Origin of the sequence: Collimonas arenae, assembly GCF_000786695.1 — a bacterium.
GTDB classification, from domain to species: domain Bacteria; phylum Pseudomonadota; class Gammaproteobacteria; order Burkholderiales; family Burkholderiaceae_D; genus Collimonas; species Collimonas arenae_A.
On sequence record NZ_CP009962.1, the window covers coordinates 635,369 to 659,736 of the forward strand.

Below are 24,368 nucleotides of genomic sequence, written 5' to 3' on the forward strand. Positions count from 1 at the left end.
TTGCTTGGGATAAGTCGGTAAGGAAAGAATGATTCTCGGTAAATGGGTTACGCTAGCGGCACTTGTTTGCAAGCATATGCAAGCAACCAGTGCCGCAGTTTCCCATTTACCTGACCGGATCAGCCGACCATGATAATTGTCCATCACCTCAACAATTCCCGTTCACAGCGCGTGCTGTGGTTGCTCGAAGAGCTGGGGCTGGCCTATGAAATCAAGTCTTACCAGCGCGACCCCAAAACCATGCTGGCGCCGCCGTCGCTAAAGGCGATTCATCCGCTGGGTAAATCGCCGGTGATTACGGATGGCGACAACACGATTGCCGAATCCGGCGCGATTATCGAATACCTGGTGCAGAAGTATGGCTATGGCCGCCTGATTCCGGCCGCCGACAGCAAGGACCGCTTGCGCTATACCTATTGGCTGCACTACGCCGAAGGCTCGGCCATGCCGCCGTTGCTGATGAAGCTGATCTTCGGCCGTCTTGGACATCCTCCAATGCCAGCGCTGCTGCGACCTGTTGCGCGCATGATTGCAAAGGGCGTACAGCGCAGCTACATCGATCCGCAGCTGAAGTCGCATATGGATTTCATGGAAGGCGAGCTGGGCAAATCCACCTGGTTCGCAGGCGAAGCATTCAGCGCCGCCGACATCCAGATCAGTTTTCCGCTGGAAGCATTTCAATCGCGTGGCGGCCTCGACGCCAGCCGGCCACGTCTGCTCGATTTCTTGCAGCGGATCCATGCACGTCCAGCCTATCAGCGTGCGATTGAAAGAGGCGGCAAGTACGATTTGTTGAAATAGTCACAGCTGCCGCGGATACTCTCTGCGCGCTCACTCTCCAATCACAGTAGAATTGCGTCATACGGCCCGGATAAAATCGCCGGGCCCGAGCGCAACTGATACCGCTACGGAGAGTCAATGTTCCCCACTGAGCAATTCACCGATCCCCACGCAGCCGTCGAGCGCGTGCGCGAGATTTACGAGCACAACACTGCCTTGCTGCGCGAAGCCTTCAAGCGATTTTCGAATGGCGAGGTGATGCCGGACCGGGTCCGCGCCTGCTATCCGTTTGTGCGCGTCACCACCGAATTCAACACCCGTGCCGATACCCGTCATTCGTTCGGATTCGTCTCCGGTCCCGGCGTCTATGAAACCACATTGACGCGTCCTTCGCTCTACACCAATTACCTGGTCAGCCAGTTCAAGCTGCTGCGCGACAATCATGACGTGCCGTTGGAAATCGGCGTCAGCGAAATGCCTATTCCAGTGCACTTTGCCTTCCCCGAAGGAATCCATGTCGAAGGCACGCTGGACCCCGACCATCTGCGCACGTTGCCGGATGTATTCGATCTGCCGAACCTGGCGACCATGGACGACCGCATCGTCAACGGCACGTTTGAAGAATTTCCGGGGGATCCGCATCCGCTGGCTTTGTTTACCGCACCGCGCGTCGATTATTCGTTGCATCGGCTGAAGCATTACACGGCTACCTCGCCGGATCGTTTCCAGCGCTATGTGCTGTTCACCAATTACGCTTTCTATATCGACGAATTCATCCGCATGGGGCGTGAACTGATGCAAGCCACCAGCGATCCGGAGCAGCGCGCCTACCGCCAGCAATACTCGGCGTTTGTCGAGCCAGGGGATCTCACGACCTGGAACGCCAATCTGGATGACCTGCCGTCCGGCCGTTCTTTGACCGGCGTGGCGCCATCCCGCCAGCCGCAAATGCCGGCATATCATTTGCAGCGCGAAGACGGTTCCGGCATCACGCTGATCAATATCGGAGTAGGGCCGTCGAATGCAAAAACCATCACTGATCACGTAGCGGTATTGCGTCCGCACGGCTGGATCATGCTGGGGCATTGCGCCGGTTTGTCGACTTCGCAGCGGATGGGCGATTATGTCCTGGCACATGCCTATGTACGCGATGACCATGTGCTGGATGACGATCTGCCATTATGGGTGCCTGTACCGGCGCTGGCTGAGGTACAACTCGCTTTGCAAGACGCGGTGGCGGCCATCACACAGCTGGAAGGCTATGAGCTGAAACGCATCATGCGTACCGGCACCGTCGCCTCGATCGACGACCGTAACTGGGAGTTGCGCGATCATCGCAAACCGTTACTGCGCTTTAACCAGAGCCGGGCAATTGCGCTGGATATGGAAAGCGCGACTGTCGCCGCCAACGGCTTCCGTTTCCGCGTTCCTTACGGCACCTTGCTGTGTGTGTCGGACAAACCGCTGCACGGCGAAATCAAATTGCCGGGCATGGCTAACCGGTTTTACGAGCAACGCGTCAACCAGCATTTGAAGATCGGTATCAAGGCGCTGGAATTGCTGCGCAATCAGGGTGTGGAACAACTGCACAGCCGCAAGCTGCGCAGCTTCAGCGAACCGGCGTTCCGTTAATCCCGGCATGTCTACAGCGATCAAGCACCGGCGTATCAATATCGTCACCTTGACGGTGGGCGAAGCGATTCCGGAGCACTGCGGCAACGGTGACATCGCCCTGGTCCAGGACGATGCCGGATGGTGGGTGCATTTTGTCGATGAGGATGGCGCGATCGACGGTTACGATGCGCCATTTCCTTCGTATAACAAGGCGCTGTGGACCGCCAAGGCGGCGGCAGAATTCGCCGCAGAGTGAGTTCAGGCGCGTTGTTTGCGGTCCTGTCGATACACCATGCTCAATAGGCAGGCGCCAGCCAGCAGCGCGAATGCTGCCACGCATAACGACGAGGTGAAATTGCCGCTGCCACGGACCAGGCGAGTCGCCAGTGGCGGCCCGATAATCTGGCCTATGCCGTAGGTCGCCGTCAACAATCCCATCAGGCTGCGCGCGTGATCGCCACGCAGGCGGCGAGCGTCGCGCATCGCAAACAAGGTGATCGCGGTGAACGGCATTCCCAGCAGGATGCTGCCGAGCGCAAAGCCGGCCACGCTGGGTGACGCCACACTGAGCAATACGCCGCCTGCCTGCACCAGGTAACAGGCAGCCAGCAGCAAGCGATTATCCCAGTGTATCGGCAGCTTGGTCGCCAGCCACGCGCCGGCGGCAACGCAGATACCGAACAGGGGCCAGAACAAATCCGGCCAGCTGGAGCCCGGCAAGGCCTGGCGTGCAATCACCGGCAAGAAAGTCGCCGTGATGATGTAGCCGAATCCGGCCAAGGCGTAAGCGACGGTCAGCCCGCGCGCCTGCCGCGCGATTTGTGCTGGCGGCAGCGCATGCGAGGCTGGTGCATGCGGAGGTAATACGGCTGACGAGCCGGTAAAAGTACGCCAGGATATCGCCGCCAATATCAGCGCCAGCAGCGCGTAGGTCAACCACCCATACGAAGCTCTCCAGCCATGTGACACCATCGCGCTGGTCGCCAGCCCGGTCAGCAAGATACCGATGCCAGGGCCGCAATAAATGATGCCGCCTAGCGCGTGTGCGTGGAGTTGAGTCAGACGCTGCAAGCACCAGCCGGAAGCGAAGACAAAAGTGCAGGCGCTGGCGATACCCGCCAGCGTGCGCAACGCCAGCCATACGACGGGCGACTGGAATATGCCCATCCCCAATGTCAGCAGCACGGTACTCGCAAGGCCGATCTTGATGAGGCCGGTAGCGCTGCCGCGCAATGCCATGCACAACAGGGCGCCGATAAAGTAGCCGAGGTAATTTGCTGTTGCCAGCCAGCCGCCTGCGGTCAGATCGATCACGCCATCGTGCAGCATCATCGGCAGCAGCGGGGTGAAGGCGAAGCGGCCGATCCCCATCGCTACCGCCATGGCCAGCGCGCCTGCCAGCGCTACGCGCCACGCTTCCTGGCTGTGGTCGGTCTTCATTGCGATGGTTGCCTTTATGTCTTGCCGGCAGTTATCTATATTGTGCATCGTCAGTTTTAGTAATTGATCGCGTGCGGTGCCTGTAATTCATCCGCCAGCGTTGCCACCAATTGTTCAGCCGGCATCGGCCGCGTCATCGCCACGCCTTGGCCGGCCCACAAGGACATAAATTCGGGGTGCTGCGCTTTGGCGGCAGTCTGGCGTATTTCAGCGCTCAGCGCATTCTGGATCGGATAAGCGGGGAAGACGCTTTCGTGCTGCCGCATTTGTTCCATGTAGGGATTGACGATGCCGCGGGCATAGCGGCCGGAAAAGCTGCGCGTCAGGCGCGTGCTGTCGTCGCGTGCGCTGGCCAGTTGTTCGCGCCAGGCGGGTGCTATGCCGGATTCAGGGCAAGCCAGGAAGGCAGTGCCCAGTTGTGCTGCTTGCGCACCCAGCAGCAAGGCAGCAGCAATGCCGCGGCCATCCATGATCCCGCCGGCAGCGATGATCGGCAGTTTTACCGCTGCCGCCACCTGCGGTATCAAGGTCATCAAGCCGACGCAGGATTGTTCGATGTCTCCCAGGAATGTAGCGCGGTGACCGCCAGCTTCCGCGCCCTGCAGGCAAACGAAATCCGCACCCGCCTGTTCCCAGGCCTTGGCTTCGGCAACCGTGGTCGCGGTGCCGATCACTTTGCAGCCTTTGGCCTGGAACTGGGCCACGGTGGCGGCATCGAGAATGCCGAAGGTGAAGCTGACTACCGGCGGGGCGGCTTCAAGCAGCGCGGCCAGTTGCTCTTGGAAATTCTCGCTGAATTTCTGCGGCCTGCTTGCCGCTTCCAGGCCGAGTGAGGTCCGGAATGGTTGCAAGAGCACTTGCGCCGCGGCGATTTCCGCATCGTCAGGCTGGCTTTCTTCCAGGATAAATAAATTGACGTTGAACGGTCGCTTCGTCAATGTACGAATTTTCTTGACGGCTTCGATGATTGCAGTCGGCGAGAGCAGGGCGGCGGCAAAAGAGCCTAGTCCTCCTGCATTGCTGACCGCGGTGACCAGTTCGATTGGCGAACCGCCGTTCATGGGGCCTTGTACGATCGGATAGCGAATATCGAGCGCGGCGGCGAATGACGGTTGCGGTCCGCGTGCATTGGTATCGGAATGCGGGCTGGTATTGGACATGCTGTAGCTCCTGGTGAGTTGCTGTCATGACATGGATGCGCTTAAATCGATGTTGCGCAGCAGGCGATAGTGTTCATCCTACCTTGACATATACATCCTGAAAAATGAATAATTAGGATATTACCCATCTTAAAATGAGATGATTCATGGATCTCTTGTCCCTGGAAATTTTCCGCACCGTAGTGCGCGAAGGCGGTATTACCCGCGCTGCGGCCCAATTGCATCGCGTTCAGTCGAATGTCACGACCCGCATACGCCAGTTGGAAGTCTCATTGGGTGTCAGCCTGTTTTCCCGCGATCATAAACGCCTGGTGCTGACCCCAGCCGGCGAAACCCTGCTGGGATACGCCGAGCGCCTGTTGAATCTGGCCGGCGAAGCGCGCGAAGCGGTGCAGCCGGCGGTACCGCAAGGACGTTTGCGCATCGGTTCCATGGAAAGCACAGCCGCCAGCCGTTTACCGATTCCTTTAGCGCGCTTTCACCAGCAATGGCCGGCCGTGCTGCTGGAGCTAAGCACCGGCCCGACCCAGATGCTGATCGACCGGGTTCGTGCATACACGCTCGATGCCGCATTGGTAGCCGGCCCGCTGGATGATCCCTCGTTGGTGGCGCTGCCCTTGTATACCGAAGAATTAGTGTTGCTAGCAGCGCGCAGCCACCCGCCGATAAGCAGCCCCGACGACCTTCAGACGCGTACCCTGGTTGCCTTCGAACACGGCTGCGCCTATCGCCGCCACGCTGAAAACTGGCTGGCTTCAGGCGGCATCCCCGGCCGTCGCCCTGATCGTATCCTCGAACTCGGCTCCTATCACGCCATGCTCGCATGCGTAGCCGCTGGCGCAGGCATCGCCCTGGCCCCTCGTTCCGTGCTCGAACTGCACAATTGCACCGAAAGCCTCGCCATCTACCCCATTGGCCCTGCAGGCAATGTCCCGACCTACCTGATCCGCCGGCATGATTACAGCTCCCCGGCTTTCGACGCTCTTAGCCAGATCCTCCAGGCTGAAGCAATAAGTCGGCTCTAAATAAATCGACTCTGACCCCAATTAATTGCCCTTTGCTCAAGTAAAAAAAATAAACAAGTATTTCTTGTTATTTTTATATGAGAACGCTTATCATTCATTATTATATGTATAAATTGATAACTTTAACTGCCGCATTTGCCTAGTGCACTTGTACCGCGGCGCGTAGAGCACCCGATCTTTCAGGCTGGCTACAGGCCGTTCTAGTGCCTAATGGTTTTTCAGACAAAAGGATATGTAATGAGCGTCATCTTCACATCTACCCCTCGATCAACCGATATCAACGAACGTGCTTCCGCGCAAGGGCGATGTGCAGCGGTCAGCATTGCTTTTAGTAGTCTGTTTGCGCCGGCCTTGGCCGCCACGGCCATTCCCGAGGCGGAGCTGGCGCCCATCAATGTCCGCAGCGAGCGCAAGGGGGCATATCAAGTGGACCGTTCTGCCTCCGACAAATTTACCGCGCCGCTGCTGGATACGCCCAAGACTGTCACAGTGATCAAACATGAGTTGATCGATGAGCGCGGCGCGACCTCGCTGACCGAGGTGTTGCGGACAACGCCCGGGATTACGCTGGGCGCGGGGGAGGGCGGCACACCGATTGGTGACCGGCCTTTCGTCCGCGGTTACGACGCCAGCACCGACTTGATGATCGATGGCTTGCGTGACATCGGCCGTTTTTCGCACGAGGCGTTCAACATTGAACAGATCGAGATCGTCAAAGGTCCCGGCTCGGCTTACACCGGTCGCGGATCGACCGGCGGTAGTATCAACATGGTCAGCAAGGCACCAAAAGCAGAAAATTTCTATACCGGCAGCATCACACTTGGCACCGATCAAACCCGGCGTCTGACTACCGATGCCAACTGGCTACTCGGCGATGACACCGCGCTGCGGCTGAACCTGATGGCGCACGATGCCGATGTCGCTGGCCGCGACGCGGCCAAAGTTAGCCGTTGGGGTGTGGCGCCATCGCTGACGCTCGGGCTGCACAGCGGGATCGAGGTGACGCTGAGCTACTACGGTTTGCGCACTGATGACATTCCCGACCAAGGGTTGCCGTTTGACACAATCAATCGTACCGGCTTGCCGGTTCAGGTCGATCGCAAGAATTTTTATGGTCTGAGCAGCCGCGACTACCGTCGCAACGCCGCCGATATTGGTACGCTGGATGTGTCGCACCAGATGGGTGACGGCAGCAAACTGCGCAACGTCACGCGCTACGGTAAAACCAGCAACGAGTACGTGTATTCACGGCCGACCCTGCAGGACGATCCCAAGAAGCGCAACTATGGCATGGTGACCCGGCGCGGCCTGGGCAACAAGCTGGAAAATAGCAGCCTGATCAATCAAACCGAATTGACCGGCAAGTTGCGCACCGCCGGCCTTGAGCATAGCTATGCCGCCGGGGTGGAGCTGAGCCGCGAACGGACTTACAACAGTCGTTTCATTATCAGCAATGACGCGCCGGTTGCTGACTTGTACCATCCGGACTTCGGACAAGCCTTCACCGGCACCATCGACAGGAGCGCGCCGGCGGGCCTGACCAAGCACGATAACCGCGCCGTCTATATGTTCGATACGATCGCGCTTACGCCGCAATGGGACCTTAACGGCGGCTTACGCTATGACCGCTATGAGGTCTCAAGCAGCGCCGGAAAACGCGGCAGTTGGGGCTTCTGGAACTATCAGGCTGGCATCGTTTTCAAGCCGCAGCCAAATGCCAGCATTTATGCATCTTATGGCACCTCATCCAATCCATCGGGTGAAGCAGAAGGACAGATTGGTGGCGCAGATGGTGTCGCCGGCGGCGGCCTGCGCGACGTTGCGCCGGAATCGAACCGCAGTATCGAAGTGGGCAGCAAATGGAATGTGCTGGATGAACAGCTGATGCTGACCGCCGCGGTATTCCGTACCGAAAAGGTTAATGGCCGGGCAGTTGATCCGACCAGCGGCCTGGTAGAGTTGATCGGCAACAGCCGGGTCGACGGCGTTGAATTGGGCGCAGCCGGTAACCTGACGCCGGCCTGGACCTTGTTCGGCGGTTATACCTGGTTGCGTCCGATATTGCGTGCGGACGGCGCCGGTGGCAACAGCGGCAAACAACTCAAATATGTGGCCCCGCGCAGCTTCAGCGCATGGACCACATATAAACCGTCGACGCAGTTGACGGTCGGCGCCGGCGCCAGCTATATGTCGGAGCGTTTCGTCACCGACGACAACACACGCCGCTTACCGTCTTACTGGCGCTACGATGCAATGGCCAGCTACAAGGTCAGCAAGCATCTCGATTTCCGGCTCAATATCCAGAACCTGAGCAATGCCACGATTTTTGACGGCTCACACGTCGGTGTGTTTGCCAATATTGCGCCTGGTCGCTCGGTTTTGCTGACGGCGAATTTCAAGTACTGAATTTCGCAACACGATCAGCCCTCGTCTGACACACTCCATGCCGCTCAGGGTTCGGTGATCTGGATCGCCCGGACAGCAGATTTATACCGAGTATCGCGATAACGAGCGTGGCAGTTTAGCGGTTCTTCCTCAAGTCGTTTCTCGACTGGGTGTGTACGCATGCAACTCATCGCCGGGTTACACAGCGGGCTTCTGGCCTGATATCGTCGTTTCTCCATCGGCCCGCAGCAACACAAAATAATTGGGGTCAGAGTCAATTTAATGGATAAAATAGAAGCTCCGCAATTCACTCTGTTTTCTCCATGGCCCGCTTACCTCGACTCGTCATTCCCAACCAGCCACATCATTTGATTCAGCGGGGCGTTGATCGCCAGGCAATTTTCCGTGAAACCGAAGATTATGTGAATTTTCTTGGACGCCTGCGCGATGCCGCCAGGCAGTTCAAGGTAGCCATCCATGCGTATGTGTTGATGACTAACCACATACATTTATTGGCGACGCCCAGCGATGCCGAGGGCTTGGCCCGGATGATGCAGTGGGTGGGGCGTTACTACGTTCCCTATTTCAATCAGAAATATGGACGAGTCGGGACACTGTGGCAAGGACGCTACAAGGCGGTGGTGATTGATACGGAGCGGTATTTCATGTTGTGCAGCTGCTACATCGACCAGAATCCTGTGCGTGGAGGCATCACTTCGACTGCCGGGGAATACCCTTGGTCCAGCTATTTGCACCATGTTGGCGTCAAATCCGATCCGCTGGTGACAGACCATGCCCTGTATTGGGCTTTGGGTAACACGCCCTTTGATCGCGAGGCTGCGTATAGGGAAATGTCTGAGCAAGCGCTTACATCAGCTCAGGCGTCGCAACTGATGGAAGCCACCAATAAAGGCTGGCCGCTAGGCTCGGATAAATTCAAGGCTGGTCTGGAAAAACAGGGTAATCTCAGAGTGCGACCGGCCAGACGTGGGCGGCCATTCAAACAGCTGCCGGATCCCGCGGAGGAAGCTGTCGAGCCCGTCGTCAAAAAATAAGAAAAATATCAAATAAATATCGTGTGCACTAAATTGACTCTGTCCCTATTTAATTTTGGTGCAAAAATAAGCAGAATTAATTTGACTCTGACCCCATTTATTGTGATTGAAGTCTGAAACCGTCTGCACTATTCTTAATATCCTTACTCTCAAAGTGGTGGAGCAACGTTATGCAAGCGCAAGGTTTATACGATCCGGCTAATGAACATGATGCCTGCGGTGTCGGTTTTATTGCACATATCAAAGGCAACAAGAGCCACTCGATTATTGAACAAGGCCTGCTGATCCTGAAGAACCTGGATCACCGGGGCGCGGTCGGCGCAGATAAGCTGATGGGCGACGGCGCCGGGATATTGATCCAGGTGCCTGACCAGTTCTACCGCGAAGAGATGGCGAAGCTGGGCGTGATCTTGCCGCCGCCAGGCGAATTCGGCGTCGGCATGGTGTTTTTGCCAAAGGAAAACGCTTCGCGCATCGCTTGCGAGCAGGAAATCGAACGCGCGGTGCTGGCTGAAGGCCAGGTTGTGTTGGGCTGGCGCGATGTGCCGGTGGATATCGAGATGCCGATGTCGCCTACCGTGCGCGACAAGGAACCGGTGATCCGCCAGATTTTTATCGGCCGCGGTCCGGACATCATGGTGACTGACGCGCTGGAACGCAAACTCTACGTGATCCGCAAATCTTCAGGCCATGCGATCCAGGCCTTGAATCTGCTGCATGGCAAGGAATTTTTCGTGCCGTCGATGTCGGCACGTACCGTCGTCTATAAAGGCTTGCTGCTGGCGGACCAGGTCGGCGTGTATTACAAGGACCTCCAGGATCCGCGTTGCCTGTCGGCGCTGGCGCTGGTGCATCAACGCTTTTCCACCAATACCTTCCCTGAGTGGCCGCTGGCTCACCCGTATCGCCTGCTGGCCCATAACGGCGAGATCAATACCGTCAAGGGCAACTTCAACTGGATGCGCGCGCGCGAAGGCGTGATGAAGTCGCATGTGCTGGGCGATGATCTGAAGAAGTTGTTTCCGTTGATTTATGAAGGCCAATCCGATACCGCCTGTTTCGACAACGCGCTCGAATTGCTGCTGATGTCCGGCTATCCGATTGCGCAAGCGATGATGATGATGATCCCGGAAGCGTGGGAAAACCACACCACCATGGATGACAACCGTCGCGCTTTCTACGAATACCACGCCGCTATGATGGAGCCATGGGACGGCCCGGCGGCGATGGCGTTTACCGACGGCCGTCATATTGGCGGCACGCTGGACCGCAATGGTTTGCGTCCGGCGCGTTATATCGTCACCGACGACGACTTCGTGGTGATGGCGTCCGAATCCGGCGTACTGCCGATTCCGGAATCCAAGATCATCCAGAAATGGCGTCTGCAACCGGGCAAGATGTTCCTGATCGATCTTGACGCCGGCCGTATCATCGACGACAAGGAGCTCAAGGATACTTTCGCCAACGCCAAGCCATACAAGCAATGGATTGAGTCGGTGCGCGTCAAGCTCGATGAGTTGAAGGCAGAACCGTCGGAATCCGGCTCGACGATTCCGTTGCTGGATCGCCAGCAGCTGTTCGGCTATACCCAGGAAGACATCAAGTTCCTGATGTCGCCGATGGCTGCCGCTGCCGAGGAAGCAATCGGCTCGATGGGCAATGACTCGCCGCTCGCGGTCATGTCTAACAAGAACAAGACGCTGTATCACTACTTCAAGCAGCTGTTTGCGCAGGTCACCAACCCGCCTATCGATCCGATCCGCGAAGCGATGGTGATGTCGCTGGTGTCTTTCATCGGTCCGAAGCCGAACATGCTGGATACCAACAACATCAACCCACCGATGCGTCTGGAGGTGTCGCAGCCGATTCTCAATTACGACGATATCGCCAAGCTGCGCAACATCAGCGCGCATACCGGCGGCAAGTTCAAATCACATGAACTGAACATCTGCTACCCGGTCGCCTGGGGCAAGGAAGGCATCGAAGCGCGCCTGGCATCGCTGTGCGCCAAAGCGGTCGACGCGGTCAAGTCCGGCCATAACATCCTGATCATTTCCGATCGTAAGGTCGATGCCGAGCAGGTCGCGATTCCGGCGTTGCTGGCAACCTCTGCGATTCACCAGCACTTGGTGAGCAAGGGTTTGCGCACGTCCACCGGCCTGGTGGTCGAGACTGGTTCTGCACGCGAGACGCACCACTTCGCGCTGTTGGCCGGGTACGGCGCGGAAGCTATCCATCCCTACCTGGCGATGGATACGCTGACCGAACTGGCGCATGGTTTGCCGGGAGCGTTGTCGCCTGAAAAAGCGATCTACAATTTCCAGAAGGCGATCGGCAAAGGCTTGTTGAAGGTCATGTCGAAGATGGGTATTTCGACCTACATGTCGTATTGCGGCGCGCAGATTTTCGAAGCGATCGGCCTCAACAAGAGCATGACCCAGAAGTACTTCAAGGGCACCGCTTCAAATGTGGAAGGCATCGGCGTTTTTGAGGTTGCCGAAGAAGCCTTGCGCCTGCATCGCGCAGCATTCGGCGACGATCCGGTGCTGGCAAATGCGCTCGACGCCGGCGGCGAATACGCATTCCGTATCCGCGGTGAAGAACACATGTGGACGCCGGATGCGATCGCCAAGCTGCAGCATTCAACCCGCGCCAACAATTTCAACAGCTATAAAGAGTACGCGCAGCTGATTAACGACCAGTCCAAGCGCCATATGACATTGCGCGGCCTGTTTGAATTCAAGATCGATCCAAGCAAGGCGATTTCGCTGGACGAAGTTGAACCGGCGAAGGAAATCGTCAAGCGTTTCGCTACCGGCGCAATGTCGCTCGGTTCGATTTCGACTGAAGCCCACGCCACGCTGGCGGTGGCGATGAACCGTATCGGCGGCAAATCGAATACGGGCGAAGGCGGCGAGGACGAGAACCGCTATCGCCAGGAGCTGAAAGGCATCCCGATCAAGCAAGGCGAGACGCTGGCGTCGGTTATCGGCAAGGATCGGATCGAAGTCGACATCCCGTTGCAAGCGGGTGATTCGCTGCGTTCCAAGATCAAGCAAGTGGCGTCCGGACGGTTCGGCGTGACTGCTGAATACCTGATTTCCGCCGACCAGATCCAGATCAAGATGGCGCAAGGCGCGAAGCCGGGCGAGGGCGGCCAGTTGCCAGGCCACAAGGTGTCGGAGTACATCGCGAAGCTGCGCTTCTCGGTGCCGGGCGTCGGGTTGATTTCGCCGCCGCCGCATCATGATATCTACTCGATCGAAGATCTGGCGCAGCTGATCCATGATCTGAAGAACGTCAATCCGCGCGCATCGATTTCGGTCAAGCTGGTGTCGGAAGTGGGTGTCGGCACGGTTGCCGCCGGCGTCGCCAAAGCCAAGTCTGACCACGTCGTGATCGCTGGCCATGACGGCGGTACCGGCGCTTCGCCGTTGTCGTCGATTAAGCACGCTGGCACGCCTTGGGAACTGGGCCTGGCGGAAACCCAGCAGACGCTGGTGCTGAACGGTTTGCGCAATCGTATCCGGGTCCAGGCAGACGGTCAGATGAAGACCGGCCGCGATGTCGTGATCGGTGCTTTGCTGGGTGCGGATGAATTCGGTTTTGCAACCGCGCCGCTGGTGGTTGAAGGCTGCATCATGATGCGTAAATGCCATCTGAACACTTGCCCGGTCGGCGTTGCTACGCAAGATCCTGTGCTGCGCGCCAAGTTCTCCGGCAAGCCTGAGCACGTGGTCAATTTCTTCTTCTTTATCGCTGAAGAAGTACGTCAGATCATGGCGCAGCTGGGTATCCGCAGTTTCAACGAACTGATCGGCCGCGCCGATCTGCTCGACAAGTCGCGGGCGCTGACGCACTGGAAAGCACAAGGCCTGGATTTCAGCCGGATTTTCTATCAGCCGGCATTGCCGGAAGGCGGCGTGTACTACCACACAGAAGAGCAGGACCATGGCTTGGCCAAGGCGCTCGATCTCAAGCTGATTGCGCAAGCCAAAGCGGCCCTGGACAAGGGCGAGCGGGTATCGTTCATCTCGCCGATCAAGAACCTGAACCGTACCGTCGGCGCCATGCTATCTGGCGAAGTCGCAAAAAAATACGGTCACGAAGGTTTGCCCGACGACACCATCCACATCCAGTTGCAGGGAACGGCCGGCCAGTCGGCAGGCGCGTTCCTGGCGCACGGCGTGACACTGGATCTGGTTGGCGAGGGTAATGACTATGTGGGCAAAGGCCTGTCCGGCGGCCGCATCATCGTCCGTCCGAACACTGAATTCCGTGGCCGCGCAGTCGACAACATCATCGCCGGCAACACGGTGCTGTACGGTGCGATTGCCGGTGAAGCCTTCCTCAACGGCGTCGCCGGTGAGCGCTTCGCGGTGCGTAATTCGGGCGCGACTGCAGTGGTCGAAGGCACCGGCGACCACGGTTGTGAATACATGACTGGCGGCACGGTGGTCGTGCTGGGTGATACCGGCCGTAACTTTGGCGCGGGTATGTCGGGCGGTCTGGCCTACGTCTACGATCCGGATGGCGTATTTGCAGCTCAATGCAATATGTCCATGGTGACCCTGGAATCGGTCTTGAGCCAGGGCGAGCAGGAGGCCACTATCGACAAGGCGATCTGGCACAGCACTACGCGCGGCGGTGAAGTACAGGCCGACGAAGCCATCTTGAAGGGACTGATCGAACGCCACTTCAAGTACACCGGCAGCACGCGTGCGCGCAATCTGCTGGATAACTGGGTGGTTTCTCGCAGCAAATTCGTCAAAGTGTTCCCGACTGAGTACAAGCGGGCGTTGGGCGAATTGAATGCAGCCAAGAGCGTAGCGCCAGCCAAGGAAAAAGTCGCCGCGTAATCAACAGATTGCGCCAGGTTGGACGCGACTTAATACACGCAGCTTAAGCCAAGTAACGATAAGGAGCGCCGCGATCGACAAAGTTCGGTCACGGCGCACCTGCAGCCAGGAATGTGAGTAAAAAATGGGAAAAGTAACAGGGTTTATGGAGTTTCAGCGGGTCGGCGAAACGTATGAAGCGCCGCAGGCACGCAAGAAGCATTACAAGGAATTCATCCTCAGTCTGAGTAACGACGAGGCTAAGACGCAGGGCGCACGTTGCATGGATTGCGGTATTCCATTTTGCAACAATGGCTGTCCGGTCAATAACATCATTCCGGACTGGAATGATCTGGTTTATCGCGGCGCTTACCATGAAGCGCTGGAGACCTTGCATTCAACCAACAACTTCCCGGAATTTACCGGCCGCATCTGCCCGGCGCCATGTGAAAGCGCCTGCACGCTGGGTATCAATAGCGACCCTGTCGGCATCAAGTCGATCGAGCATTTCATTGTCGACAAGGGGTGGGAGAACGGCTGGATCGTGCCGCAACCGCCATTGGTAAAAACCGGCAAGAAGGTTGCCGTGGTTGGTTCCGGTCCTGCCGGCCTGGCAGCAGCGCAGCAGCTGGCGCGTATCGGTCACGATGTCACCGTGTTTGAAAAGAGCGATCGGGTCGGCGGTTTGTTGCGTTACGGCATTCCTGATTTCAAAATGGAAAAATCGCATATCGACCGCCGTGTGGAGCAGATGGAAGCGGAAGGCGTGACCTTCAGCACCGGTGTTCTGGTTGGTAAGGATTTTCCATCCAATGTGAATAACTGGGCCAAGAAGACCATCTCTCCGGAAGAACTGAAAGCCGAGTTCGATGCTGTGGTGATTGCCGGCGGCGCCGAGCAGCCTCGTGATTTGCCGGTCCCAGGGCGTGAGCTGAAGGGCGTGCATTTCGCGATGGATTTCTTGCCACAGCAAAACAAAATCAATGCCGGCGACAAGGTCAAGGACCAGATCCTGGCGGGCGGCAAGCACGTGGTCGTAATCGGCGGCGGCGATACCGGTTCCGATTGCGTGGGTACTTCCAATCGCCAGGGCGCGGTATCGATCCAGCAGTTCGAACTGATGCCGCAACCGCCGGAACAGGAAAACAAGCCGCTGGTCTGGCCTTATTGGCCAACCAAGCTGCGCACCTCATCGTCGCATGACGAAGGCTGCGACCGCGACTGGGCAGTGGCGACCAAGCGCCTGGAAGGCAAGAACGGCAAGGTCGAAAAACTGATCGCCGCCCGCGTCGAATGGAAAGACGGCAAGATGCAGGAAGTGCCGAATTCGGAATTCGAGATGAAGGCCGACCTGGTGTTTCTGGCGATGGGCTTTGTCTCGCCGGTGGCGCAGGTACTGGAAGCATTTGGCGTCGACAAGGATGCGCGTGGCAACGCCAAGGCGACTACCGAAGGCGATGCTTGCTACAAGACATCGGTGGACAAGGTGTTCGCTGCCGGCGACATGCGCCGCGGCCAATCATTGGTGGTATGGGCTATCCGCGAAGGTCGTCAATGTGCACGCGCAGTCGACGAGTTCCTGATGGGAGCCTCGGTCTTGCCGCGCTGATTTTGCTTTAGCGTTAACCGCAACTGTAATAAAGGCTGGAATTCGCGGCCTTTCAGAGAAGAGTATGTCCGTGGTAAGCCGGCATACTCTTTTTTTTTTCTGTAACAAGCGTTTTGCTCATGCATTCAATAAATAGTCAAACTGTTGCAATAGAGGCACATGTCAGCCTGTCTACTATTGCTGCACTCTGAACGATTGTCGCATTTGCACTACAATAGCCCCTTTGATTTATTCGGTGAGCAGTGTGGCAAATATCGTCGAAATTCGTGATTTGCAGTTTGGCTATGGTGAGAGGTCGATTTTATCGGGTCTCAACATGGACTTCGCGCGTGGCAAGGTCATCGCCGTCATGGGCGGCTCGGGTTCTGGCAAGACCACCATCCTGCGGCTGATCGGCGGTCAGTTACGGCCGCAGTCGGGTAGTGTCAAGGTCGACGGCGAAACCGTGCATACCTTATCGACGTCTGGCTTGTACGCGCTGCGGCGCAAGATGGGCATGCTGTTTCAGAGCGGCGCCCTGTTTACCGATCTGACTGCTTTCGAAAACGTGGCTTTTCCGCTGCGCGAACACACCGATTTGCCGCCCGAGCTATTGAATAGCCTGGTGTTGTTGAAGCTGAACGCGGTTGGCTTGCGCAATGCTGCGCAACTGAAGCCATCCGAGATTTCCGGCGGCATGGCCCGGCGGGTAGCGTTGGCGCGCGCGATTGCGCTGGATCCGTCGCTGATCATGTACGACGAGCCGTTCGCCGGCCTCGACCCGATTTCGATGGGCGTTACCGCCAATCTGATCCGCAAGCTGAACGATGCGCTCGGCTCCACCAGTATTCTGGTGTCGCATGACGTCCACGAATCGTTCGGGATTGCCGACTATGTATATTTCCTGTCGCAAGGACAGATCGTTGCGCAAGGTACGCCGGCCGAGATGCTGGCGTCGACCCATCCATATGTGAAACAATTCGTTAACGCCGAACCGGACGGCCCGGTGCCGTTCCACTACCCAGGCAAGTCGCTGGCCGAGGATCTGGGAATGAAGGGGCGTGGTTGATGAGTTTCCTCACCAAAGTTGTAAGTAATTCTCTCGGCGCCGTAGGGCGTACCGTGCGTGAGTCGCTCACCGGATTGGGCGTTGCGACGCGCATGTTCCTGACGATCCTGCGCGCCTCCGCAGGTTTATGGCGGCGGCCGCGGCTGATTACCGACCAGATTCATTTCATCGGCAACTATTCACTGGTGATCATCGGCGTATCGGGTTTATTCGTTGGCTTCGTGCTGGGTTTGCAAGGTTATTACACGCTGAACAAGTACGGTTCCGAGCAGGCCTTGGGTTTGCTGGTAGCGCTGTCTCTGGTGCGCGAACTGGGGCCGGTGGTGACGGCTTTGCTGTTTGCCGGGCGGGCAGGTACCTCTCTGACGGCTGAAATCGGCTTGATGAAAGCTGGCGAACAGTTGTCGGCGATGGAAATGATGGCGGTCGATCCGATGCAACGGGTCGTGGCGCCGCGTTTCTGGGCCGGCGTGGTGGCAATGCCGATGCTGGCGGCGCTGTTCAGCGCCCTCGGCGTCTATGGCGGCTATCTGGTTGGCGTCAAGCTGATCGGCGTCGATGAGGGGGCGTTCTGGTCGCAGATGCAGGGCGGCGTCGATGTCTGGATGGACGTGGCGAATGGCGTGGTAAAGAGTATCGTGTTTGGTATTGCAGTGACCTTCGTTGCTGTGTGGCAGGGCTATGAGGCTAAACCGACCCCGGAAGGCGTTTCCAGGGCAACTACACGGACGGTGGTGATTGCCTCGCTGGCAGTGCTGGCGCTGGATTTCCTGCTGACGGCGTTGATGTTCAACTAGAGTTTCGCAATAGAATCAGTTGTTCCTGCTGCGACGTTATCGGGAGCAGCGCGCTTTACTTCTCGTTACTATTTTCTTGGGGGATTATTCGCCTCAAGTGGTATTTTTAAGGTGATGAATCATGCAACAAAAATCAGTAGACGTATGGGTGGGTTTATTTGTGTTGATTGGTGTCCTGGCTTTGGGATTCCTGGCGCTGCAGGCCGGGAATCTGAGTAGCTCGACTTTCAACAAGACTTATCCGGTAATTACTAAATTCGACAACATCGGCGGCTTGAAAGTGCGCGCTTCGGTGAGAAGCGCCGGTGTTGTAGTCGGACGGGTGGCGTCTATCAACTTCGATGACAAGAATTTCCAGGCAGTAGTGACACTGAACATGGACCAACGCTACCTGTTCCCCCAAGACAGTTCGGCTAAAATCCTGACAGCGGGCTTGCTGGGCGAACAATATATCGGTATCGAGGCGGGTGGCGACACCAAAAACCTTGCTGCCGGCGACCGTATTAAATTAACGCAATCTGCAATTGTGCTGGAGAATCTGATCAGTCAGTTCTTGTACAGCAAAGCTGCGGATGTAAAGGACACAGAACAATGAAAACCATGACTCGCTTCGGCGCGCTGGCGCTGGTAGCCGCATTGAGCGGCTGCGCCACTACCAGCAATCCGCAAGACCCGCTGGAGGGCTTTAACCGCGCAATGTTCAGCTTCAACGACACGCTGGATAAGGTTGCTCTGAAACCAGTGGCGACGGCTTACCGCAATTGGCTGCCAAGCTTTGTGCAGACGGGCGTCAACAATTTCTTTGGTAACTTGGGTGATGTATGGAGCTCGGTCAACGGTTTCCTGCAAGGAAACGTTGTAGACGGTACGACCGACGTGATGCGGGTAGCAGTCAACACCACGCTAGGTTTGGGCGGCTTGCTGGATATCAGCTCGGAAGCCGGTTTGCAGAAGCGTACCAAGGATTTCGGTCAGACACTGGGTAAATGGGGCATTGGATCTGGTCCTTATCTGGTATTGCCGTTGTTCGGTCCATCGAATATCCGCGATGCTGCGGCGTTGCCGGTCGATTTCTACGGCGATCCTTGGTCTTACAAGTATCCGATTGCCGTGCGTAACACCGGTTCCGTGGTGCGTCTGATCGACAAGCGAGCCAATCTGCTGGACGCCGGCGATTTGCTGGAAGATGCGGCGCTGGATAAATACGAATTTGTGCGTGATGCATATACGCAACGTCGTCAAAGCCAGATTCGCGGCAGCGACGAAGATAGTAGCGATAAAGGTGACAAAGGCGATAAGCCGGCCAAAAGCAAGTCATCCGACGAGTGATTTACCGAGAGGATAGTGGGTGCAGCCGGAACCGATACTTGAATTCGGCGTCTTAGTCCCCACCTGCAACGCTGTTTGGAGCGTCCTCTAACAACCATGAAGATTGTTGAAAATATGAAAATTCTGAAAAAATACCTAGCGCTTTCGCTGACTGTCGGCAGCCTGTTGTTCACTGCTGCGGCCCAAGCGCAAGAAGCGCCGGATGCGCTGGTCAAGCGCATCAGCCAAGACGTAATTGATTCCGCCAAGTCGGATAAAAGCATCCAGGGCGGCGATCAAAAGCACATCCTGGCGCTGGTTGAAGAAAAAATCATCCCTTATGTCGACTTCGAGCGTATGACGTCGCTGGCAGCCGGCCGCTATTGGCGCGATGCAACTGATGACCAGAAAAAGCAGTTGATTACACAATTCCGCAGCTTGCTGATCTATACCTATTCAGGCGCCCTGCGCCAGGTACGCGATCAGAAGATCGATTTCAAGCCTTTGCGCAGCGATCCGGCCGATACCGAAGTGGAAGTCCGTTCGCAAGTGATCCAGCCGCGTGGCGACCCTATCCAACTTAATTACCGTATGGAAAAGGTTGGCACAAGCTGGAAGATTTATGATGTCAACGTTCTGGGTGCTTGGCTCGTTGAATCCTATAAGGGTACATTTGCCTCCGAAATCGGCAAATCCGGCATCGACGGTCTGATCAAAGCGTTGTCGGACAAGAACAAAACCCGTGCTGCTCAGGGCAAGTAATTTCGCGTTATAGCTGATTGTTGTTTTATTGATTGATTACCATGTTCAGGCCTTCTCACTCGCTCACCGTCGGTAACGCCAAAGTCACTCTGGAAGAGGGCTTGCGCGCGATCGCCGGTGGCGAGACCGAGATAGACCTGAGCGATGTCGTCGCAGTCGATTCGGCTGCGGTGGCAACCTTGCTCGCTTGGCAAGTTGCAGCGATGAACCAAGGCCTTACCCTGCATTTTTCCAGTTTGCCAGCCAATCTGGAAAGCCTGATCGACCTGTACGGCGTGACTGATCTGTTGTCGCCTGCATCGGTGATTGTTGCTGCTAGCACACGACATCACTGACCTCATCTTTCTCTTCCCTCGTAGTTCGCCGGGTTTGTGGCTGTTGCACGGCCCCGTCAGCAAAAATCCAATATAATCAAGGGTTACGCCATTAGGCAGAGCGCCAGAGCGGCTGGATCCGGATTGTTTCCAGATACGCAATCGACCGCTTTGCGGCGGCACCCAATTTAAGAGTATCCAGGCACCTATGGCGGCCATACAAATCACTAACGTCAAGAAACGTTACCAGTCCTTGCAGGCACTGGGCGGCGTTTCTTTGACCATCGAAGAAGGCGAATTTTTCGGCTTGCTTGGGCCTAACGGCGCAGGTAAAACCACCTTGATTTCGATCATCGCGGGTCTCAATCGTCCCGATTCCGGCAATGTCACCATTCACGGCCACGATGTCGTCAGCGATTATCGCGCTGCACGCCGCAATCTCGGTGTGGTGCCGCAAGAGCTGGTGTTCGATCCGTTTTTCACGGTACGTGAAACCTTGCGTATGCAATCCGGTTACTACGGCCTGAAAAATAACGACAAGTGGATCGACGAGGTCATGGAAAACCTGGACCTCACCAACAAGGCAGATACCAATATGCGCGCGCTGTCGGGCGGCATGAAACGCCGCGTGCTGGTGGCGCAGGCGCTGGTGCACAAGCCGCCGGTGATTGTCCTGGACGAGCCGACCGCCGGCGTCGACGTCGAATTGCGGCAGACGCTGTGGCGCTTCATCTCGCGTCTGAACCGTGAAGGCCACACGGTGGTCCTGACCACACATTACCTGGAAGAGGCGCAGGAACAGTGCAACCGCATCGCTATGCTCAAACTGGGACAGGTGGTGGCGCTCGATACTACTTCGGCGCTGATCAAGCGGATTGCCGGCTCGCAGTTGCTGATCCAGTTATCCAGCGGCAGCTTGCCCGCAGCTTTACAACATCTGGTGTTGCACGCGGATGGCAGCAGGTTTGCCCTGCGCGTCAATCATTACGCCGATGTCGAACCGATTCTCGCCTCCTTGCGCCAGGCTGGCGCAGTGATCGAAGACATGCAGCTGCAACAGGCAGATCTGGAAGACGTGTTCTTGCAGATCATGGATAGCAAGGTCAGCGCCAACGGTTTCAATGTCTATGCTGAAGAATATAGTGCGGGCGGTGTCAAATGATGGTCGGTTTCCAAACGCTGTTCTATAAGGAAGTGCTGCGCTTCTGGAAAGTCGCGACGCAAACTATCGGCGCGCCGATCCTGACCGCCATGCTGTACCTGCTGATTTTCGGTCATACGCTAAAAGACCACGTCGAAGTTTATCCAGGGGTGCAATACACGGCCTTCCTGATTCCGGGCCTGGTCATGATGAGCGTGTTGCAAAATGCCTTCGCCAATACCTCGTCGTCGTTGACACAGTCGAAAATGACCGGCAATCTGGTGTTTGTCCTGTTGCCGCCGTTGTCGCACTGGGAATTGTACGGCGGCTATGTGCTGGCCGCGGTAGTACGCGGGCTTGCGGTAGGGCTGGGGGTATTCGTAATTACCGCCTGGTTCGGCAACCTGTCGTTTGTGGCGCCATGGTGGATCGTGATTTTCGCCTTCCTCGGTGCGGCGCTGCTGGGCACCATGGGTTTGATCGCCGGTATCTGGGCCGACAAGTTCGACCAGCTGGCAGTGTTTCAGAACTTCCTGATCATGCCGCTGACTTTCCTTGCAGGCGTGTTTTATTCGATCAAGTCGTTGCCGCCATTCTGGCAAGCGGTGTCGCACCTGAATCCGTTCTTCTACATGATTGACGGTTTCCGCTACGGCTTCTTCGGGCAATCCGACGTCAATCCGCTGATCAGCCTGGCGATCATTTGCATTTCGCTGGCGCTGCTGTCGACATTGGCGGTGCAGATGCTGAGACGGGGCTACAAGCTGCGTCATTAATTCAAGTCATTACACTTTGTCATTCTGTAATTTCGTAACCGGTAAGAAAATATCATGTTCCCTACACCCGATCTCGTTAAAAGTTATATTGCCGCCGGCCTGGAGTGTTCGCACCTGGAAGTCGAAGGCGACGGCCAGCATTTCAAGGCAGTGATCGTATCGGCGGCGTTTGCCGGCAAGCGCCCGATCCAGCGTCACCAGATCGTCTACGCCGCCCTTGGCGACCGTATGCGCGAAGAGATTCATGCGTTGTCGATGAAGACGCTCACACCCGAAGAATTTGCCAATTAATTTCGCGCCTGCTGATCGCAGCCGGCGTCGCCCGATGAACACTTCTGGTCCTGATGGCCAGGCATAACGTGTAGCAAAGAGAGAAGTAATCATGGATAAACTATTGATACAAGGCGGCAACCGCCTTTCCGGTGAAATCACTATTTCCGGCGCAAAGAATGCGGCGCTGCCTATCCTGTGCGCCGGTCTGCTGACTTCCGACCAGCTGCAGCTGAGCAATGTGCCGAACCTGCACGATGTCTCGACCATCCTCAAGCTATTGCGCCAGATGGGTTTGAAAGCCACCCAGGATGGCCATTTCGTGACCCTGCAGGGCGACGCCATCACCAATCTCGAAGCGCCGTATGAAATGGTGAAAACCATGCGTGCATCGATCCTGGTGCTGGGTCCGCTATTGGCGCGTTTCGGCGAGGCGCGGGTATCGCTGCCAGGCGGCTGCGGCATCGGGTCACGTCCTGTCGACCAGCACATCAAGGGCTTGCAAGCGATGGGCGCCGAGATTTCGATCGAAGCCGGCTACATCCATGCCAAGGCCAAGAAATTGAAAGGCACTCGCGTCGTCACCGACATGATTACTGTCACCGGTACTGAAAACCTGCTGATGGCGGCCACGCTGGCAGACGGCGAAACGGTGCTGGAAAACGCTGCGCGCGAACCGGAAGTCAGCGACCTGGCGCATTTGCTGGTGTCGATGGGTGCGAAGATCGAGGGTATTGGCACTGACCGCCTGGTGATCCAGGGCGTCGACAAGCTACACGGCGCCGAGCACTCGGTCATTGCAGACCGTATCGAGACCGGCACCTTCCTCTGTGCGGTAGCGGCGACCGGCGGCGACGTCATGCTGAAAAACACGCGCAGCCACATCCTCGACGCGGTGCTCGACAAGCTGCGTGAAGCCGGCGTGATCCTGACATCCGGCGAAGACTGGATTCGCGTGCAGATGGCGGCGCGCCCGAAGGCGGTCAGCTTCCGCACTACCGAATACCCTGGTTTCCCGACTGACATGCAAGCGCAGTTCATGGCGATGAACAGCATTGCCGAAGGCACCAGCCATGTCACTGAAACCATCTTCGAAAACCGTTTCATGCACGTGCAGGAAATGAACCGTCTCGGCGCCGCCATCGATGTGCAGGGTAATACCGCCATCATCAAGGGCGTCGACAAGCTGGTCGGCGCGCCTGTCATGGCGACCGACTTGCGTGCTTCGGCTTCGCTGGTGATCTCCGGCCTGGTGGCGCAAGGCCAGACCATGATCGAGCGCGTGTATCACCTCGATCGCGGCTACGACCAGATGGAGCGCAAGCTGTCGGCCGTCGGCGCCAATATCGAAAGAATCAAATGAGCCAAAAGCTGACTCTGGCCCTGTCCAAGGGACGCATCTTTGAAGAGACCTTGCCGCTGCTGAAAGCAGCCGGAATCGAGGTCACGGAAGATCCGGAGACCTCGCGCAAGCTGATCCTGCCGACCAACGATCCGCTGGTCAACGTGATCATCGTCCGCGCTTCCGACGTGCCGACCTATGTGCAATACGGCGCTGCCGATTTCGGCGTGGCCGGCAAAGACGTGCTGCTGGAGCATGGCGGCGAAGGCTTGTACCAGCCTATCGATCTGGAGATCGCCAAGTGCCGCATGTCGGTCGCGGTCTCGGCCGGATTCGACTACGCTAGCGCGATCCGCCAAGGTGCACGGTTGCGCGTCGCCACCAAATACCTGCTGACCGCGCGCGAGCATTTTGCCGCCAAAGGCATGCACGTCGACCTGATCAAGCTGTACGGCTCGATGGAGCTGGCGCCGCTGGTCGGACTGGCCGATGCGATCGTCGACCTGGTCAGCACCGGCGGCACTTTGCGCGCCAACAACCTGGTCGAAGTTGAACACATCATGGATATTTCGTCGCGGCTGGTGGTCAACCAGGCTGCCTTGAAGCTGAAGCGCGAACGGCTGCAACCGATTCTGGACGCCTTCGAAAAAGCGTCGATTAAATAAAGTCCGGCTGCGGCTGTATCCCGCACCGGCGAACTGGAA

Annotated in this window: 21 protein-coding genes; 19 read left to right on the forward strand and 2 right to left on the reverse strand. The window is 57.1% G+C overall.

What is annotated here, in order from left to right; genetic code table 11:
• Positions 1-129: 129 nt before the first annotated feature.
• From LT85_RS02755 to LT85_RS02765, 3 genes are all read left to right on the forward strand, one after another.
• Entirely contained in the window at positions 130-801 is a 672-nt protein-coding gene (locus LT85_RS02755; protein ID WP_038484960.1) for a glutathione S-transferase, read from the forward strand.
• Between the two features lie 117 nt (positions 802-918).
• A complete protein-coding gene (locus LT85_RS02760) occupies positions 919-2,412 on the forward strand; it encodes an AMP nucleosidase (protein ID WP_038484963.1) in 1,494 nt (497 codons plus the stop codon).
• 7 nt (positions 2,413-2,419) lie between these two features.
• Positions 2,420-2,650: a hypothetical protein gene (locus LT85_RS02765; protein ID WP_038484966.1), complete on the forward strand. Its 231-nt coding sequence runs from the start codon at positions 2,420-2,422 to the stop codon at positions 2,648-2,650.
• Positions 2,651-2,652: 2 nt separating this feature from the next.
• On the opposite strand, the gene LT85_RS02770 is transcribed toward LT85_RS02765, so the two are convergent.
• A complete protein-coding gene (locus LT85_RS02770) occupies positions 2,653-3,834 on the reverse strand; it encodes a YbfB/YjiJ family MFS transporter (RefSeq protein ID WP_038484968.1) in 1,182 nt (393 codons plus the stop codon).
• A 56-nt stretch (positions 3,835-3,890) separates the two neighbouring features.
• The gene (locus tag LT85_RS02775) at positions 3,891-4,994 is read right to left on the reverse strand and encodes an NAD(P)H-dependent flavin oxidoreductase (protein ID WP_081991966.1); all 1,104 of its coding nucleotides are present in this window, start codon (positions 4,992-4,994) and stop codon (positions 3,891-3,893) included.
• Positions 4,995-5,140: 146 nt separating this feature from the next.
• Here LT85_RS02775 and LT85_RS02780 point away from each other — a divergent pair, with 146 nt between their 5' ends.
• From LT85_RS02780 to hisG, 16 genes are all read left to right on the forward strand, one after another.
• Positions 5,141-6,019 (forward strand): LysR family transcriptional regulator, encoded by an 879-nt coding sequence (locus tag LT85_RS02780; protein WP_038484971.1) that lies wholly within the window; start codon positions 5,141-5,143, stop codon positions 6,017-6,019.
• A gap of 237 nt (positions 6,020-6,256) precedes the next feature.
• The gene (locus LT85_RS02785) at positions 6,257-8,425 is read left to right on the forward strand and encodes a TonB-dependent receptor (RefSeq protein WP_081991969.1); all 2,169 of its coding nucleotides are present in this window, start codon (positions 6,257-6,259) and stop codon (positions 8,423-8,425) included.
• 302 nt (positions 8,426-8,727) lie between these two features.
• Complete coding sequence (locus LT85_RS02790; RefSeq protein WP_038484974.1) at positions 8,728-9,459, forward strand: transposase; 732 nt, start codon at positions 8,728-8,730, stop codon at positions 9,457-9,459.
• 170 nt (positions 9,460-9,629) lie between these two features.
• The gene (locus LT85_RS02795; protein WP_038484977.1) at positions 9,630-14,318 is read left to right on the forward strand and encodes a glutamate synthase-related protein; all 4,689 of its coding nucleotides are present in this window, start codon (positions 9,630-9,632) and stop codon (positions 14,316-14,318) included.
• A gap of 124 nt (positions 14,319-14,442) precedes the next feature.
• Positions 14,443-15,906, forward strand: a complete 1,464-nt coding sequence (locus LT85_RS02800; protein ID WP_038484980.1) for a glutamate synthase subunit beta — start codon at positions 14,443-14,445, stop codon at positions 15,904-15,906.
• A gap of 244 nt (positions 15,907-16,150) precedes the next feature.
• Positions 16,151-16,954 (forward strand): ABC transporter ATP-binding protein, encoded by an 804-nt coding sequence (locus LT85_RS02805; RefSeq protein WP_038494879.1) that lies wholly within the window; start codon positions 16,151-16,153, stop codon positions 16,952-16,954.
• On the forward strand, positions 16,954-17,751 hold the full coding sequence (gene mlaE, locus LT85_RS02810; protein WP_038484983.1) for a lipid asymmetry maintenance ABC transporter permease subunit MlaE: 798 nt from the start codon (positions 16,954-16,956) through the stop codon (positions 17,749-17,751). Before LT85_RS02805 ends, mlaE begins: the two co-directional genes overlap by 1 nt.
• 121 nt (positions 17,752-17,872) lie before the next feature.
• The gene (gene mlaD / locus LT85_RS02815; protein ID WP_038484986.1) at positions 17,873-18,346 is read left to right on the forward strand and encodes an outer membrane lipid asymmetry maintenance protein MlaD; all 474 of its coding nucleotides are present in this window, start codon (positions 17,873-17,875) and stop codon (positions 18,344-18,346) included.
• Positions 18,343-19,080: an MlaA family lipoprotein gene (locus LT85_RS02820; protein ID WP_038484989.1), complete on the forward strand. Its 738-nt coding sequence runs from the start codon at positions 18,343-18,345 to the stop codon at positions 19,078-19,080. The genes mlaD and LT85_RS02820 overlap by 4 nt, the downstream gene beginning before the upstream one ends.
• Positions 19,081-19,194: 114 nt before the next feature.
• The gene (locus LT85_RS02825; RefSeq protein ID WP_038494882.1) at positions 19,195-19,821 is read left to right on the forward strand and encodes an MlaC/ttg2D family ABC transporter substrate-binding protein; all 627 of its coding nucleotides are present in this window, start codon (positions 19,195-19,197) and stop codon (positions 19,819-19,821) included.
• Between the two features lie 41 nt (positions 19,822-19,862).
• Positions 19,863-20,156: an STAS domain-containing protein gene (locus tag LT85_RS02830; RefSeq protein ID WP_038484992.1), complete on the forward strand. Its 294-nt coding sequence runs from the start codon at positions 19,863-19,865 to the stop codon at positions 20,154-20,156.
• A 187-nt stretch (positions 20,157-20,343) separates the two neighbouring features.
• Positions 20,344-21,297 (forward strand): ABC transporter ATP-binding protein, encoded by a 954-nt coding sequence (locus LT85_RS02835; protein WP_038484995.1) that lies wholly within the window; start codon positions 20,344-20,346, stop codon positions 21,295-21,297.
• Complete coding sequence (locus LT85_RS02840; protein ID WP_038494885.1) at positions 21,297-22,052, forward strand: ABC transporter permease; 756 nt, start codon at positions 21,297-21,299, stop codon at positions 22,050-22,052. The genes LT85_RS02835 and LT85_RS02840 overlap by 1 nt, the downstream gene beginning before the upstream one ends.
• Positions 22,053-22,106: 54 nt before the next feature.
• Positions 22,107-22,343, forward strand: coding sequence for a BolA family protein (locus tag LT85_RS02845; RefSeq protein ID WP_038484998.1), 237 nt, complete (start codon positions 22,107-22,109; stop codon positions 22,341-22,343).
• A gap of 91 nt (positions 22,344-22,434) precedes the next feature.
• A complete protein-coding gene (murA, locus tag LT85_RS02850; RefSeq protein WP_038485000.1) occupies positions 22,435-23,685 on the forward strand; it encodes a UDP-N-acetylglucosamine 1-carboxyvinyltransferase in 1,251 nt (416 codons plus the stop codon).
• The gene (gene hisG, locus LT85_RS02855) at positions 23,682-24,329 is read left to right on the forward strand and encodes an ATP phosphoribosyltransferase (RefSeq protein ID WP_038485003.1); all 648 of its coding nucleotides are present in this window, start codon (positions 23,682-23,684) and stop codon (positions 24,327-24,329) included. The genes murA and hisG overlap by 4 nt, the downstream gene beginning before the upstream one ends.
• Positions 24,330-24,368 lie beyond the last annotated feature (39 nt).

Excerpts from the sequence above, each read along its gene's own strand:
- LT85_RS02845 (WP_038484998.1), top strand. The coding sequence starts at position 22,107 with ATGTTCCCTACACCCGATCTCGTTAAAAGTTATATTGCCGCCGGCCTG.
- LT85_RS02765 (WP_038484966.1), top strand. The coding sequence starts at position 2,420 with ATGTCTACAGCGATCAAGCACCGGCGTATCAATATCGTCACCTTGACG.
- LT85_RS02795 (WP_038484977.1), top strand. The coding sequence starts at position 9,630 with ATGCAAGCGCAAGGTTTATACGATCCGGCTAATGAACATGATGCCTGC.
- hisG (WP_038485003.1), top strand. The coding sequence starts at position 23,682 with ATGAGCCAAAAGCTGACTCTGGCCCTGTCCAAGGGACGCATCTTTGAA.
- LT85_RS02800 (WP_038484980.1), top strand. The coding sequence starts at position 14,443 with ATGGGAAAAGTAACAGGGTTTATGGAGTTTCAGCGGGTCGGCGAAACG.
- LT85_RS02755 (WP_038484960.1), top strand. The coding sequence starts at position 130 with ATGATAATTGTCCATCACCTCAACAATTCCCGTTCACAGCGCGTGCTG.
- mlaE (WP_038484983.1), top strand. The coding sequence starts at position 16,954 with ATGAGTTTCCTCACCAAAGTTGTAAGTAATTCTCTCGGCGCCGTAGGG.
- LT85_RS02825 (WP_038494882.1), top strand. The coding sequence starts at position 19,195 with ATGAAAATTCTGAAAAAATACCTAGCGCTTTCGCTGACTGTCGGCAGC.
- mlaD (WP_038484986.1), top strand. The coding sequence starts at position 17,873 with ATGCAACAAAAATCAGTAGACGTATGGGTGGGTTTATTTGTGTTGATT.
- LT85_RS02785 (WP_081991969.1), top strand. The coding sequence starts at position 6,257 with ATGAGCGTCATCTTCACATCTACCCCTCGATCAACCGATATCAACGAA.
- LT85_RS02775 (WP_081991966.1), bottom strand. The coding sequence starts at position 4,994 with ATGTCCAATACCAGCCCGCATTCCGATACCAATGCACGCGGACCGCAA.
- LT85_RS02790 (WP_038484974.1), top strand. The coding sequence starts at position 8,728 with ATGGCCCGCTTACCTCGACTCGTCATTCCCAACCAGCCACATCATTTG.
- LT85_RS02770 (WP_038484968.1), bottom strand. The coding sequence starts at position 3,834 with ATGAAGACCGACCACAGCCAGGAAGCGTGGCGCGTAGCGCTGGCAGGC.
- LT85_RS02760 (WP_038484963.1), top strand. The coding sequence starts at position 919 with ATGTTCCCCACTGAGCAATTCACCGATCCCCACGCAGCCGTCGAGCGC.
- murA (WP_038485000.1), top strand. The coding sequence starts at position 22,435 with ATGGATAAACTATTGATACAAGGCGGCAACCGCCTTTCCGGTGAAATC.
- LT85_RS02835 (WP_038484995.1), top strand. The coding sequence starts at position 20,344 with ATGGCGGCCATACAAATCACTAACGTCAAGAAACGTTACCAGTCCTTG.
- LT85_RS02840 (WP_038494885.1), top strand. The coding sequence starts at position 21,297 with ATGGTCGGTTTCCAAACGCTGTTCTATAAGGAAGTGCTGCGCTTCTGG.
- LT85_RS02780 (WP_038484971.1), top strand. The coding sequence starts at position 5,141 with ATGGATCTCTTGTCCCTGGAAATTTTCCGCACCGTAGTGCGCGAAGGC.
- LT85_RS02830 (WP_038484992.1), top strand. The coding sequence starts at position 19,863 with ATGTTCAGGCCTTCTCACTCGCTCACCGTCGGTAACGCCAAAGTCACT.
- LT85_RS02820 (WP_038484989.1), top strand. The coding sequence starts at position 18,343 with ATGAAAACCATGACTCGCTTCGGCGCGCTGGCGCTGGTAGCCGCATTG.